The sequence below is a fragment of the Sphingosinicella soli genome (assembly GCF_014199685.1).
GTDB lineage: Bacteria > Pseudomonadota > Alphaproteobacteria > Sphingomonadales > Sphingomonadaceae > Sphingosinicella > Sphingosinicella soli.
In genome coordinates, this window is the sequence record NZ_JACHNZ010000040.1 from 18,693 (window position 1) to 34,895 (window position 16,203).

12 protein-coding genes are annotated in these 16,203 nt (G+C 66.1%); 7 read left to right on the forward strand and 5 right to left on the reverse strand.

The annotated features are described in order from the left end of the window. Positions 1 to 38: 38 nt before the first annotated feature. Complete coding sequence (gene polA, locus GGQ98_RS14745) at positions 39 to 2,855, reverse strand: DNA polymerase I (RefSeq protein WP_184070850.1); 2,817 nt, start codon at positions 2,853 to 2,855, stop codon at positions 39 to 41. A gap of 93 nt (positions 2,856 to 2,948) precedes the next feature. On the opposite strand from polA, the gene GGQ98_RS14750 reads away from it, so the two are divergent. After that, positions 2,949 to 3,239 carry an AbrB/MazE/SpoVT family DNA-binding domain-containing protein gene (locus tag GGQ98_RS14750; protein ID WP_184070852.1) on the forward strand — a complete coding sequence of 97 codons (291 nt, stop codon included), beginning with the start codon at positions 2,949 to 2,951 and terminating at the stop codon, positions 3,237 to 3,239. After that, positions 3,232 to 3,621, forward strand: a complete 390-nt coding sequence (locus GGQ98_RS14755) for a PIN domain-containing protein (RefSeq protein WP_184070854.1) — start codon at positions 3,232 to 3,234, stop codon at positions 3,619 to 3,621. The genes GGQ98_RS14750 and GGQ98_RS14755 overlap by 8 nt, the downstream gene beginning before the upstream one ends. On the opposite strand, the gene nadB is transcribed toward GGQ98_RS14755, so the two are convergent. Genes nadB through GGQ98_RS14770 form a run of 3 tightly spaced genes read right to left on the reverse strand, consistent with a single transcriptional unit; the run spans position 3,618 to position 6,613 of the window. After that, the gene (nadB, locus tag GGQ98_RS14760) at positions 3,618 to 5,207 is read right to left on the reverse strand and encodes an L-aspartate oxidase (protein ID WP_341534225.1); all 1,590 of its coding nucleotides are present in this window, start codon (positions 5,205 to 5,207) and stop codon (positions 3,618 to 3,620) included. The genes GGQ98_RS14755 and nadB overlap by 4 nt on opposite strands. 1 nt (position 5,208) lies before the next feature. Beyond that, entirely contained in the window at positions 5,209 to 6,129 is a 921-nt protein-coding gene (locus GGQ98_RS14765) for an ABC transporter ATP-binding protein (protein WP_243451914.1), read from the reverse strand. A 43-nt stretch (positions 6,130 to 6,172) separates the two neighbouring features. Then, positions 6,173 to 6,613, reverse strand: coding sequence for a host attachment family protein (locus GGQ98_RS14770; protein ID WP_184070859.1), 441 nt, complete (start codon positions 6,611 to 6,613; stop codon positions 6,173 to 6,175). A 90-nt stretch (positions 6,614 to 6,703) separates the two neighbouring features. On the opposite strand from GGQ98_RS14770, the gene serS reads away from it, so the two are divergent. The 4 genes from serS (at position 6,704) to rimO (ending at position 11,328) form a co-directional block, all read left to right on the forward strand. Beyond that, a complete protein-coding gene (gene serS / locus GGQ98_RS14775) occupies positions 6,704 to 7,975 on the forward strand; it encodes a serine--tRNA ligase (protein ID WP_184070861.1) in 1,272 nt (423 codons plus the stop codon). Continuing rightward, complete coding sequence (surE, locus tag GGQ98_RS14780) at positions 7,972 to 8,739, forward strand: 5'/3'-nucleotidase SurE (protein ID WP_184070863.1); 768 nt, start codon at positions 7,972 to 7,974, stop codon at positions 8,737 to 8,739. The genes serS and surE overlap by 4 nt, the downstream gene beginning before the upstream one ends. A 49-nt stretch (positions 8,740 to 8,788) precedes the next feature. Beyond that, positions 8,789 to 9,820 (forward strand): peptidoglycan DD-metalloendopeptidase family protein, encoded by a 1,032-nt coding sequence (locus GGQ98_RS14785; RefSeq protein ID WP_184070865.1) that lies wholly within the window; start codon positions 8,789 to 8,791, stop codon positions 9,818 to 9,820. Positions 9,821 to 9,999: 179 nt separating this feature from the next. Next, positions 10,000 to 11,328, forward strand: coding sequence for a 30S ribosomal protein S12 methylthiotransferase RimO (gene rimO, locus GGQ98_RS14790; protein ID WP_184070867.1), 1,329 nt, complete (start codon positions 10,000 to 10,002; stop codon positions 11,326 to 11,328). A 4-nt stretch (positions 11,329 to 11,332) separates the two neighbouring features. On the opposite strand, the gene GGQ98_RS14795 is transcribed toward rimO, so the two are convergent. Then, entirely contained in the window at positions 11,333 to 12,757 is a 1,425-nt protein-coding gene (locus GGQ98_RS14795) for an FAD-binding oxidoreductase (protein ID WP_184070870.1), read from the reverse strand. 321 nt (positions 12,758 to 13,078) lie between these two features. Between GGQ98_RS14795 and GGQ98_RS14800 the strand changes: the two genes are divergently transcribed. After that, positions 13,079 to 16,066 (forward strand): TonB-dependent receptor, encoded by a 2,988-nt coding sequence (locus GGQ98_RS14800; RefSeq protein WP_184070871.1) that lies wholly within the window; start codon positions 13,079 to 13,081, stop codon positions 16,064 to 16,066. Positions 16,067 to 16,203: the final 137 nt, after the last annotated feature.

A 16,203-nucleotide genomic window follows, 5' to 3' on the forward strand; every position in this document is an offset into this window, starting at 1 on the left:
CCCTCTCCCCGGCCCTCTCCCCGATGGGGCGAGGGAGATTAGTGAGCGGCGTTCCAGTTCTGGCCGGTGCCGACCTCGACCACGAGCGGAACGGCGAGTTCGACAACCGGGGCGCAGGCATCTTCCATCACGCGCTTGATGATCGCGCCTGCCGCCGCAGCCTTTTCGGTCGGCACTTCGAACACCAGTTCGTCGTGCACCTGCAGCAGCATGCGCGCGTCGGAGAGGCCTTCCGCCTCGAGCGCATCCTCGATGCGGATCATGGCGCGGCGGATGATGTCCGCCGCCGTGCCCTGCAGCGGGGCATTGATCGCGGCGCGCTCCCCGAAGGCCCGCTCGGCCTGGTTCGACGACTTGATGAGCGGCGTGTGGATGCGGCGGCCGAACAGTGTTTCGACATAGCCGATCTCGCGCGCGCCCATCTTCGTGCGCTCCATGTAATCGCGGATGCCGGGGAAGCGTTCGAAATAGCGCTTGATATAATCCCCCGCCGCGCCGCGATCGATGCCGAGATTGCGCGCGAGGCCGAACGCCGAGATGCCGTAGATGATGCCGAAATTGATCGCCTTCGCCTGACGCCGCACGAGCGATGTCATTTCCGCCATCGGCACGCCGAACATTTCAGAGGCGGTCATCGCGTGAATGTCGAGCCCGTCGGCGAAGGCCTGCCTGAGCTGCGGAATCTCCGCGATCTCGGCAAGCAGCCGCAGCTCGATCTGGCTGTAATCCGCCGAGAGCAGCACGTTTCCGCCCTCGGGAACGAAGGCATCGCGGATCTTGCGCCCCTCCTCGGTGCGGACGGGGATGTTCTGGAGGTTGGGATCGGTGGAGGACAGCCGCCCCGTGGTGGTGGAGGCGAGCGCGTAGCTGGTGTGGACGCGGCCCGTTTCCGGGTTGATCTGCTCCTGCAGGGTATCGGTGTACGTGGACTTCAGCTTGGCGAGCTGGCGCCAGTCCAGCACTTTCTGGGCGATTGGGACACCTTCGCCGGCGAGGCGATCGAGCACATCGACATCGGTGGAGTACGCGCCGGTCTTGCCCGATTTCTTGCCGCCCTGCAGGCCCATCTGCCCGAAAAGAATTTCGCCGAGCTGGCGCGGCGAGGCGACGTTGAAAGGACCGCCTGCGAGCGCATGGATTTCCCCCTCCAGCCGTTCGAGGCCGTGCGCATAATCCGCCGAAAGCCGCGCGAGCGCGGCGCGGTCCACCTTGATGCCGCGGCGTTCCATGCGCATCAGCACGGGGACGAGCGGGCGTTCGAGGGTTTCGTAAACGCGCGTGACCTTTTCCCGCCACAGACGCGGCTTCAGGTGCTGCCAGAGACGCAGCGTGCAATCGGCGTCCTCGGCGGCGTATTTCGTCGCGGCGTCGAGCGGCACCTTGTCGAAGGTGACCTGCGCCTTGCCGGTGCCCGCGACGGTCTTGAAGGCGACCGGCGTGTGGCCGAGCGTGCGCACCGAAAGCGCATCCATGCCGTGCCCGGCAGGCGCAGCGTTTTCCTGCGCCTTGCCCGAATCGAGCGCGTAGGAGATCAGCATCGTGTCGTCGAACGGCGCGATGGTGATACCGAGGCGCGACAGCACGAGCATGTCGTACTTGAGGTTCTGGCCGACCTTGAGCGTCGCCGGATCGGCGAGCAGCGGTTTCAGCCGGGCAAGCGCCTCCGCGCGGTCCACCTGCACGGGCGTCTCGCCGAGCAGCCCCTCGACGGCGACATGACCGAGCGGAATGTAGCAGGCGCGGTTCGGCGCGGTCGCGAGGCTGACGCCGACAAGATTGGCGCGCATCGCATCGAGGCTGTCGGTTTCGGTGTCGACCGCCACGGTGCCGGCCGCGAAGGCCTCCGCGATCCAGATATCGAGCGCTTCGAGCGTCGTCACCGTCTCGTACGTGTCGTGCTCGAAGGGCAGCAGCGCCGGCGAGAAGGCATCGGGCGCAGGCAGCGGCGCGCCGGCGCGCCCGGCGGACATTTCCTCCGCGCTGTGCTTGCCGAGCTTCGCGAGCAGCGTTCGGAAACCGTGCTTCTTGAAGAACGCGGCGAGAGGCTCGTGCGGCGGCTCCTTCAGCGCGAAGCTCTCGATGGGCTCGGCGAGCGGCCAGTCGGTTTTCAGCGTGACGAGCACGCGCGACATGCGGATGTCATCGACGCTCGACTGGATCATCTCGCGCAATTTGTCGCGCTTGATCTCGCCGGCGCGGGCGATCAGCGTCTCGACGTCGCCGTATTCCTGGATGAGCTGCGTCGCCGTCTTGGGGCCGACGCCGCGCACGCCGGGAATGTTGTCGACCGCGTCGCCCATCAGCGCCAGCACATCGCCGACCTTCTCGGGCGGCACGCCGAACTTCTCCTCGACATGCGCCACGTCCATGCGGAGGTCGCGCATCGTATCGAGCATGTCGATGCCGCCGCCGACGAGCTGCATCAGATCCTTGTCCGACGAGACGATGGTGACCTTCATGCCGTCTTCGCGCGCCTTCACGGCGTAGGCGGCGATGATGTCGTCGGCCTCGATGCCGATCTCCTCGATGCAGGGCACCGAGAAAGCGCGCACGGCATCGCGGATCAGCGGGAACTGCGGGATCAGGTCTTCGGGCGGCTCGGGCCGGTTCGCCTTGTATTCGGGATAGATTTCCATGCGGAAGCTGCGCTTCGAGGCATCGAGGATGACCGCCAGATGCGTGGGACTTTCGCCGCGGTTCAGCTCCTCGATCAGCTTCCACAGCATCGCCGTGAAGCCGAACACGGCGTTGACCGGCGTGCCTTCCGGGTCTGTGAGTGGCGGCAGCCGGTGGTAGGCACGGAAGATGAAGCTCGACCCGTCGACGAGGTAGAGATGCTTGGAGGCGTCGGTCATGGACGAGCGTTTAGCAAGCGGGTGCGACGTTGGCGAGAACCGGGATGAAAGATGAGAATTGAAAATTCTCCCTAAATTGCTTATTCTCCTATCATGAACACCTCACCCAGACATACCGAAGGGTTCGGACGCGCCGTACCGGTGGGCGCGAACGGGCGCATGAACCTGCCCGCCGACGTTCGCCGCGCGCTCGGCCTTGAAGGCGCGGGCAAGGTTTTCTTCGAACAGGACAGCGAGGGGGTGCGTATCATGACCTTCGCCCAGCGCCTGGAACGCGCGCGCGGCCGGCTGAGGTCGTTCGTCAAAACCGGCGAGCGGATATCCGACGAACTGATTCGCGAACGCCGCGCCGAGGACAGAAACGAAACCGGCCGGCGTGGCTGATATCGTCCTCGATTCGTCTGCCGTGCTGGCCATGCTTTGGGGCGAGCCGGGCGGCGAAAAGGTCGCGGCGGTCGCCGACGCTGCAGCGATCTGTGCGAACAATATCGCCGAAGTCGCAACCAAGCTGGCGGACAAGGGCGTACCGCAGGAGACGATCGTCGCCACGCTCACCGATCTCGAGCTTGAGGTTCATGACGTGGACACGGCGATGGCAATATCCATCGGCGCGCTGCGTGCATCGACGCGGGCGGCGGGACTTTCACTCGGCGACCGAAGTTGCCTTGCCCTTGCAAAGGCGCTCGGCGTACCGGCCATAACGACCGACCGCGCCTGGGTAGACATCGCGGACGCCTCCGGCGTGGAGGTGCGCTTGATCCGTTAGGGGATCAGCACCGTGTCTTCGGCGACCGGCGAGGGCTGCGGGTAATCGAGTGTGTAATGCAGCCCGCGGCTTTCGTGGCGGCGGAGCGCGGAGCGGACGATGAGGTCGGCGGCGGTCAGCAGATTGCGCAGCTCGATGAGATCGGGCGTGACGCGGAAGTGGCCGTAGAAATCCTCGACCTCGCCGGTGAGCAGCTTGATGCGGTGCTGCGCGCGTTCCAGCCGCTTGGTGGTGCGGACGATGCCGACATAGTTCCACATGAACCGGCGGATTTCCGTCCAGTTCTGCTTGATGACGACCTCTTCGTCCGAATCGGTGACGCGGCTTTCGTCCCATGCGCGGATCGGCGGCGGGGATGCGAGCCCGCCCCAGTTCGCGGTGATATGTTTCGCCGCCGCTTCGCCGAACACGAAGCATTCGAGGAGCGAATTGGAGGCGAGGCGATTGGCGCCGTGGAGGCCGGAGTGGCTGACCTCTCCCGCCGCATAGAGGCCGGGCAGGTCGGTCTTCCCGTCGCGGTCGATGACGACGCCGCCGCAGGTGTAGTGCTGCGCAGGCACGACCGGGATCGGCGCCTTCGTCATGTCGATGCCGAGGCCGAGCAGCTTCTCGTAGATGTTCGGGAAGTGGCCCTTCACGAAATCGGCGCCCATGTGGCTGATATCGAGGTGCACGTAATCGAGGCCGAGGCGCTTGATCTCGTGATCGATGGCGCGCGCGACGATATCGCGCGGCGCAAGCTCGGCGCGGGGATCGAAGCGCGGCATGAAACGCTCGCCGCCGCCGGGGACGCCGGGGGGCAGCTTCAGATGCCCGCCCTCGCCGCGCACGGCTTCCGTGATGAGGAAGTTCTTGACCTCCAGATTGTAGAGGCAGGTCGGGTGGAACTGCATGAATTCCATGTTGGCGACGCGGCAGCCCGCGCGCCACGCCATGGCGATGCCGTCTCCCGTGGCGCCGCGCGGCGCGGTGGAGAACAGATAGGTGCGGCCCGCGCCGCCGGTCGCGAGCACGGTCGCGTGCGCGGTCAGCGTCTCGACGCGGCCGGTTGCGCGGTTGAGCGCGTAGACACCCCAGACGTGGCCGTCGCCCGAATAGCGCTCCCCGTGACGGCTGGTGACGAGATCGATGCCCACCCTGTCCGGCAGCAGCGTGATGTTGGGGCTGGCGGCAGCGGCCTTTTCAAGCGCCTGCTGCACCGCCCAGCCGGTCGCATCATCAACGTGGACGATGCGGCGGTGACTGTGGCCGCCCTCGCGCGTGAGGTGCCAGCGCTCGGTGCCGCCTGCGTTGAAGGGCACGCCGATCTCGGCGAGGCGCTCGATCGCGGCGGGGGCGTTCTCGACGACGAACTCGACGATATCGCGTTGGTTGAGCCCCGCGCCCGCCACCATCGTATCTTCGATGTGGCTTTCGAACGTGTCGCCCGGCTCCAGCACGGCGGCGATGCCGCCCTGCGCCCACGCCGTCGACCCCGCCGACAGGTCCGCCTTCGAGAGCACCCCGACGCGGAAATGCTGCGCGAGGTTGAGCGCGCAGGTGAGCCCGGCGGCGCCCGAGCCGATGACGAGGACGTCGAACTGCACGTCAGGCGGCCCGCTGCTGGGTGAGGTGGAGGAACACGTCTTCAAGATCCGCCTCGCGCGTGGTGACATCCACGACGCCGAGGCCCGTGGCGCTGATCGCCTGCAGCAGCTCTCCGGCAGTAAGCACGCTGCGGTTGTAGGTGAGGGTGAGCTGGCGGGTGCCCTTCAGCTCGATCTTTTCGGCCGGTAGGCCGGCGGGCGGGCTATCGAGATCGCGGTCCAACGTGACGATCAGGCATTTTTCCTTCGCACTTGCGAGCAGCGCGTGCGTCTCGTCGTTCGCCACCACCTCGCCGTGGTTGATGATGGCGATGCGGTCGCAAAGCTCCTCGGCCTCTTCGAGATAGTGCGTGGTGAGCACCACTGTCGTGCCCGCCGCATGGAGCTGGCGCACATAGGACCAGAGCTGCTGGCGAAGCTCGATATCGACGCCCGCGGTGGGCTCGTCGAGGATCAGGATCGGCGGATTGTGGACGAGCGCCTTGCCGATCAGCAGTCGGCGCTTCATGCCGCCCGAGAGCGTGCGGGCGTAGGCGTGCGCCTTGTCTTCGAGCCGGAGCGCGCGGAGAATTTCCATCGTGCGGCGCTCGGACTTCGGCACGGCGTAGAGCCCGGCGTGAATTTCCAGCGTTTCGAACGGCGTGAAGAAGGCGTCGAACAGGATTTCCTGCGGCACGATACCGATCGCGCGCTTGGCGTTCCGGCGATCCTCGTCGATGTCGAAGCCCCAGATGCGCGCGCCGCCGCCCGTCTTGTTCACAAGGCCCGCGAGGATGTTGATGAGCGTCGACTTGCCCGCGCCGTTGGGGCCGAGCAGGCCGAAGATCTGGCCGCGCGGCACATCGAAGCTGACGCCTTTCAGGGCGCGCTTGCCGTCCGAATAGGTTTTTTCGAGGTCGCGGATTTCGATGGCGGGCTGCATGGATGCCTCGCATAGCGCGGACATCCATGCGCCGCAAAGGGTCTTATGCAGCCGCCACCATCGCCGCAATCGCGTCCGGCGGCAGATTGGTCGCCTCCTTGGCGATCTCTCCGACGATGCGGCCCGAAACCTCCTTGTGGTAATGCTTGCGCATCTCGCCGAGCGTGGCTGGGGGCGCGATGATGACGAGGCGGTCGGTTTTCCCCGAAAGCGCACGTTTTTTCAGGATTTCCGTGACTTCGACAGCGAAGCGGTCTTCGGCCAGCTGCTTGAAATCGGTTTCCTCGTAGCTGCTGCGCCGCGCGCCCACGCTCTGGAAACTGCGGCCCGGCCGGTCGCTCGAAAGCTCCCGATCAGGCCGCAATTCCTGCTCTTCCTCGCGGATCACCTGGAGATCGGGGAACTTCGTGTCGCCCTCATTGACGAGGAGCAAAAGCTTGCGCCCGTCGGCAACGCAAATCTCGGTCTTGTGCGGGAGGATCATGGCGTCTCCTTTTCTGCCTGTGTGACGCATCAACGAAGCAGGTCGAAAGCGGTTGCGAGGCCGTGGCCGGCGTTCCATAGAGCCAGCGCCATGCATGATATCCGCTCTATCCGGGAAAACCCCGCCGAATTTGATCTGGGTCTGGCGCGACGCGGCCTTGCGCCGCTGTCGGCCGAAATCATCGCCCAGGACGCGGCGCTGCGCGAAACGGTGACGACGCTGCAGGCCGCGCTGACGCGCCGCAACGAGGCTTCGAAGGCGATCGGCGCCGCGAAGGCACAGAAGGATGACGCCGCCGCCGCCGCGCTGATGGCGGAGGTGAGCGAACTGAAGACGCGCATCCCGGACCTTGAAGCGAAGGAGCGCGAACTTTCCGAGGCGCTGAATGCAAGGCTTTCGGGCATCCCGAACCTGCCCGCCGCCGATGTGCCGGAAGGGCCGGACGAAACCGCGAACGTCGTTCTGAAAACGTGGGGCGAACCCCGCGCCTTTGCGTTCGAACCCAGGGAGCACGACGCCGTGGCCGCGCCGCTGGGCCTTGATTTCGAACGCGCCGCGAAACTTTCCGGCGCGCGCTTTGCGGTGATGAGCGGCGGCGTTGCCCGGCTGCACCGCGCGCTCGCGCAGTTCATGCTCGACCGGCAGGTGGAGAACGGCTTCACCGAGACCGCCGTGCCGCTGCTGGTGCGCGACGAGGCGGTGTACGGCGTCGGCCAGCTTCCCAAGTTCGGCGACGACATGTTCCAGACGACGGACGGCCGCTGGCTGATCCCGACTGCCGAGGTCTCGCTGACGAACCTCGTCGCGGGCGATATCCTCGACAGCGCGAGCCTGCCGCTGCGCCTGACCGCGCTTTCCCCCTGCTTCCGCGCCGAGGCGGGGTCTGCCGGGCGGGACACCAAGGGCATGATCCGCCAGCACCAGTTCGAAAAGGTCGAGATGGTGGTGATTGCCGCGCCCGACCAGTCCGAAGCCGAGCACGGGCGCATGACCGAATGCGCCGAAGGAATCCTGCAGGCGCTCGGGCTTCCCTATCGTGTGATGCTGCTGTGCACCGGCGACATGGGCTTTGCGTCGCGCAAGACGCATGACCTGGAGGTCTGGCTGCCGGGGCAGAACTGCTACCGCGAGATTTCGAGCGTTTCCAACTGCGGCGACTTCCAGGCGCGGCGCATGAACGCGCGCCACCGCGCAGGCGGAGAGAAGGGCACGGCGTTCGTCCACACGCTGAACGGCTCCGGGCTCGCGGTCGGCCGCACGCTCGTCGCGGTGCTGGAGAATTATCAGCAGGCGGACGGATCGGTGACGATCCCCGAAGCGCTGCGGCCCTATATGGGCGGGCTGGAGGCGCTGCGCCCATGAGGTTACTGCTCACCAACGACGACGGCTATCACGCGCCGGGCATGGCCGTGCTCGAAGCGATCGCGCGCGAAATCACCGACGACATCTGGGTGGTCGCGCCCGCCGAGGAACAATCGGGCGCGGGCCATTCGCTGACGCTCTCGCAGCCGATCCGGCTGCAGAAGCACGGCGAGCGGCGCTTCGCCGTGCGCGGCACGCCCACCGACAGCGTGATGATGGCGCTCGGCCTGCTGATGAAGGACAGCCCGCCCGATCTCGTGCTGTCCGGGGTCAACCGCGGCGCCAATCTTGCGGAAGACGTCACCTATTCGGGCACGGTTTCGGCGGCGATGGAAGCGACGCTCTACGGCGTCCCCGCCATCGCGCTCAGCCAGTGCCTGGGCGAGATGCCCGCCGTGCAGGCGTTCGAAACGGCTACAAAGTGGGGCGCCACCGTAGTGCGGGCGCTTGCCGCGAAGACGTGGCCGAAGGGCGTGCTGATGAACGTGAACTTCCCCGCCGTCGCGCCAGACGCGGTGAAGGGCGTGCGCGTGACCGAGCAGGGCCTGCGCGACTACGGCGCCACCGCCATCGAAAAGCGCGTCGATCCGCGCGGCTTCTCCTATTACTGGTTCGGCCTGGGCCGCGAGGCATCCGAAGCCGGGCACCTGACCGATCTGCAGGCGACGCACGAAGGGCTGATTTCGGTGACACCGCTGCACCTCGACCTGACGCACTACGAGACGATGAATGCGCTCAGGGATGCGATGAAGCATCTGGGCTGAAGCGCATCTGCGATTCAAATCCGCGAGTCGGTAGGTTAGAGACATTGCCATGTTCCGCTTCGCTGTCCTGTTCGCGCTGACGCTCGCCGCCTGTTCGGCGCCGTCGCGGCCGCAGTTTCCCACGCCAACGCCGAAAAAACCGATCTCGGCGGCGCCGACGCCCGCGCCCGTTCAGCCCCGGCGCGCGCCGTGGAAACCGGCGAAAGTGATCGCGGACGCTGTCGACGTACCGGCACAGACGGTGACGGTGGCGCGCGGCGACACGCTGTCGCAGATCGGCGAACGCACCGGCTCTTCGGTGCAGGCGATCGCGCAGGCGAACGCCATTTTGCCGCCCTACACGATCGAGGTGGGGCAGGTGCTGAAGATTCCGGCCGGGCGCTACCACACGGTGAAGACGGGCGAGACCGGGATCACCATCGCCCGCGCGTACGGCGCGGACTGGGAGCAGGTCGTCTCCACCAACGCGCTGAAGGCGCCCTACACGCTGCGCGTCGGCCAGCGGCTGCGCCTGCCGACGAAAGCGCAGGTGCGCGAGATGACGCTCGCCGAGCGCGCCGCCGCCTTCACGCTCGACATCGACGATCTCATCACCGGCAGCGAACCGGCGGCGACCGAAGCCGCCGCCGCCGCGCACCCGGCGGGCGAGACGGCACCGCCGCAGGCTGCAGCCGCGCTGCCGGCCGCACCCGCCTTCAACGGACGTTTCATGGCCCCGGTGGACGGCAGGCTCATCAGCCGCTTCGGCGCGAAATCCGGCGGCCTCTACAACGACGGCATCAACCTGCGCGCACCCGCCGGCACCCCGATCCGCGCGGCGGCAAGCGGCGTCGTCGCCTACGCAGGAAACGCCGTGGAGGGCTTCGGCAACCTCGTGCTGCTGAAGCACGAGGGCGGCTGGGTGACGGCGTACGCCCACGCCGAAGACCTGCTCGTGATCCGCGGCGACACGGTACGCCAGGGCGACCCCATCGCCCGCGTCGGCAAGACCGGCTCGGTCGACGAACCGCAGCTTCACTTCGAAATCCGTCAGGGCAAGAAACCTGTCGACCCGCTGCCGCATCTGCCGGGGGTGGGGTGAGGTTGCGGCTGTTTTACCTCCGACGCCGTCCTCACGCCCTTTCCGTCATCCCGGCGTAGGCCGGGATCCATGAGTGGGGTTGTATGGGCCCCGGCCTGCGCCGGGGTGACGGAGAGGGCCGGATAGAACGTGACGCCCACTTGCCTTTCGTCGCGTCTTGCTTCAGTGGCGCGCGTCTCATGACCGTGAAAACGCTTCCTCAGCCGCCGAAGGTCGGCATGGTGTCGCTCGGCTGCCCGAAGGCGCTGGTCGACAGCGAGCGGATTCTGACCAAGCTGCGGTCGGACGGCTATGCGATGAGCCCGGACTATGCGGGCGCGGACGTAGTGCTGGTGAACACCTGCGGGTTCCTGGATTCCGCGAAGGCAGAGAGCCTTGCCGCGATCGGCGAGGCGATCGCCGAGAATGGCCGCGTGATCGTGACCGGGTGCATGGGGAACGAGGCCGACGTGATCCGCGCGCGCTTTCCCGATGTGCTCGCGGTAACGGGCTCGCATCAGTACGAGGCTGTCGTCGAAGCCGTGCACGCGGCCGCGCCGCCGGTGCCCTCCCCGTTCGTCGATCTGGTGCCCGAGGCGGGGCTTAAACTCACCCCGCGCCACTATTCGTATCTGAAGATTTCCGAAGGCTGCAACCACCGCTGCAAGTTCTGCATCATCCCCAGCCTGCGGGGCGATCTCGTCAGCCGCCCCGCCGCCGCCGTGGTGCGCGAGGCGGCGAAGCTGGTGGAGGCGGGCACCAAGGAACTGCTGGTCATCAGCCAGGACACGTCGGCCTACGGCGTCGACATCCGCCACGCCGCGTCGAAGTGGGAGGGGCGCGAATATCGCGCCCACATCACCGATCTGGCGCGTGATCTGGGCAAGCTCGGCGCGTGGGTGCGGATGCACTACATCTACCCCTACCCGCACGTCGATCAGCTGATGCCGCTGATGGCGGAGGGGCTGGTGCTGCCCTATCTCGACATTCCCTTCCAGCACGCGAGCCCGGCGGTGCTGCGCCGCATGGCGCGGCCCGCGAACGAGGCGAAGGTGCTGGAGCGGATTCGGTCCTGGCGATCAATCGTGCCCGATCTCGCCATCCGCTCCACCTTCATCGTCGGGTTTCCGGGCGAGACGGAGGACGATTTCCGTTACCTGCTCGACTGGCTGGAAGAGGCCGGAATCGATCGCGCTGGGTGCTTCAAGTACGAAGCCGTCGAAGGCGCGGCCGCCAATGCGCTGGACGGCGCCGTTCCCGAAGAGGTGAAGGAAGAGCGCTGGCACCGCTTCATGGCGGCGCAGGCGCGGATTTCAGCCGCGCGCCTGCAGTGCCGCATCGGCCGCGAGATCGACGTGATCATCGACGAGGCCGACGGCGAGGGCGGCGCGACCGGACGCTCACAATGGGACGCGCCCGAGATCGACGGTCAGGTACTGCTGCGCGACACGAGTGCCGCGCCAGGGGACATCGTGCGCGTGCGCATCGAGGATGCCGACGAGACGGACCTGTTCGGGGTTCCCGCCTGAGTCTTCAGACGAAGATCTTGCCCGGGTTCATGATGTTGTTCGGGTCGAGCGCGGCCTTTACCGCACGCATTGCGGCGAGTTTCGCGGGATTGCCGAGGCGGGCGAGCGTTTTGGCTTTCGCCGTGCCGATGCCGTGCTCGGCACTGATCGAGCCGCCGTAACGCGCGACGATGTCGTAGACCTGTTCGCTGAGTTCGTTGCGTTGCGCCATCAGCGCGGTGCGCGGGCCGGGATCGGGCGTTCTGACGTTGTAGTGGACGTTGCCGTCGCCCAGGTGCCCGAACGCCAGCACCTCTGTGCCCGGCCAATCCGCCGTGATGATCCGCGTCGCCTCTTCCATGAAACGCGGCATATCCGACACCGGGACCGACACATCGTGCTTCACCGAGGGCCCGTCGACACGCTCGGCTTCCGGCAGATCTTCGCGCAGGCGCCAGAAATCGAGGCCCTGCGTGCGGTTCTCGGCGAGCGCGGCATCAAGCACCAGCCCATCCTCGAAGGCGGCGGCGAGCCCCGCCTCCAGCGCCTGCCGCTGCGTATCCCCGGCCATCGCCGACGTCGCTTCGACGAGCACGTACCACGGATAGACCTCCGCCAGGGGATCGCGCACGCCGGGGATGTGCTGCAACACGAGGTCCATTCCGAGACGGGGAATCAGCTCGAAGGAATCGATGTTGTCGCCCGTGGCCTTCTTGAGGCCGCCGAGCAGCGTGAGCGCCGCGTGCGGATCGGCGAGCGCGACGAACGCCGTCGCCACTTCGCGCGGGGCAGGCACCAGCCGCAGCGACGCGGCGGTGACGAAGCCGAGCGTGCCCTCCGCGCCGATCAGCAGCTGCTTGATGTCGTAGCCGGTATTGTCCTTCCGCAGCGGGGTGAGCTGATCGAGGATGCTGCCGTCGGGCAGCACCGCCTCGAGCCCGATCACCTGCGCGCGCATATTGCCGAAGCGGAGCACCTGCGTGCCGCCCGCATTCGTGGAAATGAGACCGCCGATCGTCGCCGATCCCTTCGCGCCGAGCGAGAGCGGGAACATGCAGTCCGCCTCTTCGGCGGCCTTGTGCAGCACCTCAAGGATCACGCCCGCCTCGGCCACGACGGTGAAACCCGGCGCGTCGAGCGCCCGGATACGGTTCATGCGGTCCATCGAGACGAGAACGGCGGCGCCGTCGTCTTCCGGGATCCCCGCACCGACCAGGCCCGTATTGCCCCCCTGCGGCACGAGCGGCGTGCCGGTTTCGTTCGCGACCCGGACGATCCGCGCGAGCGTTTCCGTATCGCGCGGCAGCAGCAGCAGCGGGGAAACGCCCGTCTTCTGGCCGCGCCAGTCGGTGAGCTTGGGTGCAAGACGCTCGGGATCATCGGACCAGCCGCCGGGGCCGGCGGCCTCGCGGAGGAGATCGAGAGCAGAGGATTTCGGGTGTGTTGCCATAGCGGCGCCCGCTTTAGGCGAAACGCCTCGCTTGCGAAAGCCGCAACGCTTCGCGATGCTTACCCTGCAAAAACCGATAGTCCGGAACGCCACAAGCGTTGCAATCCGGCAACGGTTTGCTGTCAGCGGTGTCAATAACCCTGTTCAAAACCGGGGGGTGGCGCGGCATCGCTGGACAAGCCCTTGAATCCGGGTTTCTATGTGGTTCGAGCGGTATAGGGGAGGCTATCGCTGTAATGGGCCGAGTCTCCCTCCGCCGTCCGACACGCCACACCAGAACAGGCGTGCGGATGCAACGGTAACCTTGGGAGGGTACTCGTCATGCAGTCTCGTTTCAGCGCCCGTAGTGTCTTTATTTCCAGCGCCTCCGCATTTGCCGTCCTCGCCGCCTCGCCTGCGCTCGCGCAGGTCAGCGAACAGACCGACTCCGGCATCGAAACCATCATCGTCACCGCCCAGCGGCAGGCGGAATCCCTGCAGGACGTGCCGATCGCCGTCAGCGCGTTTTCAGCCGAGGCGATGGATCGCCAGCAGATCGAGAATTCAAGCGACCTTCAACTTTCCCTGCCGAACGTGACGTTCAGCAAGGGCAACTTCACCGCATCCAGCTTCACGATCCGCGGCATCGGCGACCTTTGTGTCGGCGTCACCTGCGATTCGGCCACGGCCGTCCACGTCAACGACACCCCGCTGCTGCAGACCCGGCTGTTCGAAACCGAATTCTTCGACCTTGAACGCATCGAGGTGCTGCGCGGCCCGCAAGGCACGCTGTTCGGGCGCAACGCCACCTCGGGCGTCGTCAACCTCGTGACCGCCAAGCCCGACCTTTCGGGCATAAGCGCCGCCGGGGATGCCGAATACGGCAATTTCAACGCCTACAAGCTGAAGGGCATGATCAATCTGCCGCTCACCGACACGCTCGGCATCCGCCTCGCCGGCTTCTACCAGAAGCGCGACGGCTACACGCAGAACCTCTACGACGGCAACGATATCGACGATCGCGACATGTATGCCATTCGCGGCTCGCTGCGGTGGGAACCGACGGATTCCACGACGATCGACCTGATGGGCTACTATTTCCGCGAGGACGACAACCGCGCACGCATCCAGAAACAGAAGTGCCAGCGCGACCCGACCGGCATTCTGGGCTGTCTTCCCGGCGATCTGAAATTCGAGACGCTGAACGGCAACGCGACGGTCGCCTCGATCCTGACGTCGCGCGAATTCTTCACGGCACAAGGATTGCCGGCCGCCTTCGCGCTCGGCAGCCTCTACGGCACCGACGTCTACGCCGGGTTCACCAACCCCGCCGACGTGCGCAAGGTGAACACCGACTTCACGCCCACCTACTTCACGGACGAGGAACAGTATCAGGCCCGCATCACGCAGGACATCGGCGCCTTCACAGCGCGGCTGACCGGCCTCTACCACCGCAGCCGCGTCGATTCGCAGCAGGATTACAATCTGTCGGTGCAGAACCGCGCCGGGTTCACGCCGGGCCTGTCGGCGCTCTACGCCGGCGCCAACGGCCTGATTCCCCTGCCGCCGGGCCTGTCGAGCTATCTCGCCCCGGTCGCATCGGCCCTCATCCCCGGCGGTCCGGGCGGAGAACTTTGCACATCGGCCGCCGAGCCGAGCGGTACGGGCAGCTACGGCGGCCACGTCGTCTGCGCCATGACGCCCCAGGACTTCGACCGGTCCGTCCAGACCAGCAGCGACTGGTCGATCGAAGGCATTCTCACCAGCAACTTCGACGGCCCGCTCAACTTCCTGATCGGCGGTATCTACGCGGACCTGAAACTGACCGAGAACAGCTATTATGTGAACGCCTTCGGCCTCGATTATGCGGCCGGCGTTCTGGGGGCTTTCAACTCCTACAGCAACGGCCTGCCCGCAAGCTTCCTCGCGACGCCCTCGTACCGCAACAACACCGATTACTTCCGCCTGAAGTCCTACGGCATTTTCGGCGAGGCCTATTACGAGTTCAGCGACCGCGCGAAGCTGACGCTCGGCATTCGCTACAACAACGACAAGAAACTGGTGCGGGCGCGCACGACGCTTGCGAACTTCCTCGCCCCGCACGGGATCGACGAGGCTTTCGATTCCCCCTTCGTCGGCCTCTACGATGCCGACCCGGGCCTTCCGGGCAACCAGATCATTCAGGAGCGCCGGGTCTCGTTCAAGGAGTGGACCGGCCGCGCCGTGTTCGACTTCAAGATCACCGACGACAACCTGCTCTATGCATCCTACTCGCGCGGGTACAAATCGGGCGGTATCAACCCGCCTCTCTCGCCGATCTTCGCGGTCTCCGACAGCTTTGAACCGGAATTCATCGACTCCTTCGAGATCGGCTCCAAGAACACCTTCCTCGACGGGACGCTGCAGCTCAACCTCACGGCCTTTTACTACAAGTACAAGGGCCTGCAGCTGAGCCGCATCGTCGCCCGCACCTCGGTGAACGACAACGTCGATGCCGACATCTACGGCGTCGAGGGTGATGCCATCCTCAGCCCGACGCGCGGCCTGCTGTTCAATGTGGGCTTCAGCTACCTGCACACCAAGGTCGCGAGCAACAAGTTCCTGTCCAACCCGCGCGACCCTTCCGGGGGACGTTCCGACACGGTCATCATCAAGGACATCACCAACGCATCGAACTGCGCCGTGGTGCCCACCACCCCCGGAAATGCCGCAGGCGCCAATGCGTTCGTGAACTACGTGAACGCGAACGTCATCAACCCGAGCATCGTCACCACGGGGGGGCTCGTCCCCAGAACGGGATCGCAGCCGAACGAGGCGCCGCTCGGCGGCACGACGCCGTTCCCGTCGGGCAGCGGGATCGACGCGACGGGCGCGTTCAGCATCTGCAGCGTGCTTACCGCAGCCGCCGCCTCGGCCGGTTCGCTGTTCGGCGGCGTGACCGTCGCGCCCTCCGGCGTGGAGGTCAACCTGAAGGGCAACCAGCTGCCGCAGGCGCCGAACTACAAGTTCTCGGTGGGCGCGCAGTACACGGCGGACTTCGACAACGGCATGTCGCTCGTCCCGCGCGTCGATCTCACCTACACCGGGGAAAGCTACGGCAGCATCTTCAACGGGCAGGTCAACAAGATCTCGGGCTACGCCCAGATCAACGCCCAGCTGCAGCTGAACGGGGCAAACGATCGCTGGTACATCCGGGGTTTCGTCCAGAACCTTCTGGATAACAGCGCCACCACGGGCCTTTACGTCACCGACGCCTCGTCGGGCCTTTTCACCAACATCTTCACACTGGAACCGCGCCGCTACGGCGTGGGTGCCGGCTTCAAGTTCTAGCAGGCACACGAAAAAGGCGCGGGCGGACTTCGGTTTCGCCCGCGTTTTTATGGAATGGCCCGCCCCTTATGCTCCGGCACTATGATGGTGTCGGAAACTGAGGAGAGGACGGATGACGAAGACACCTATCGCCGTGC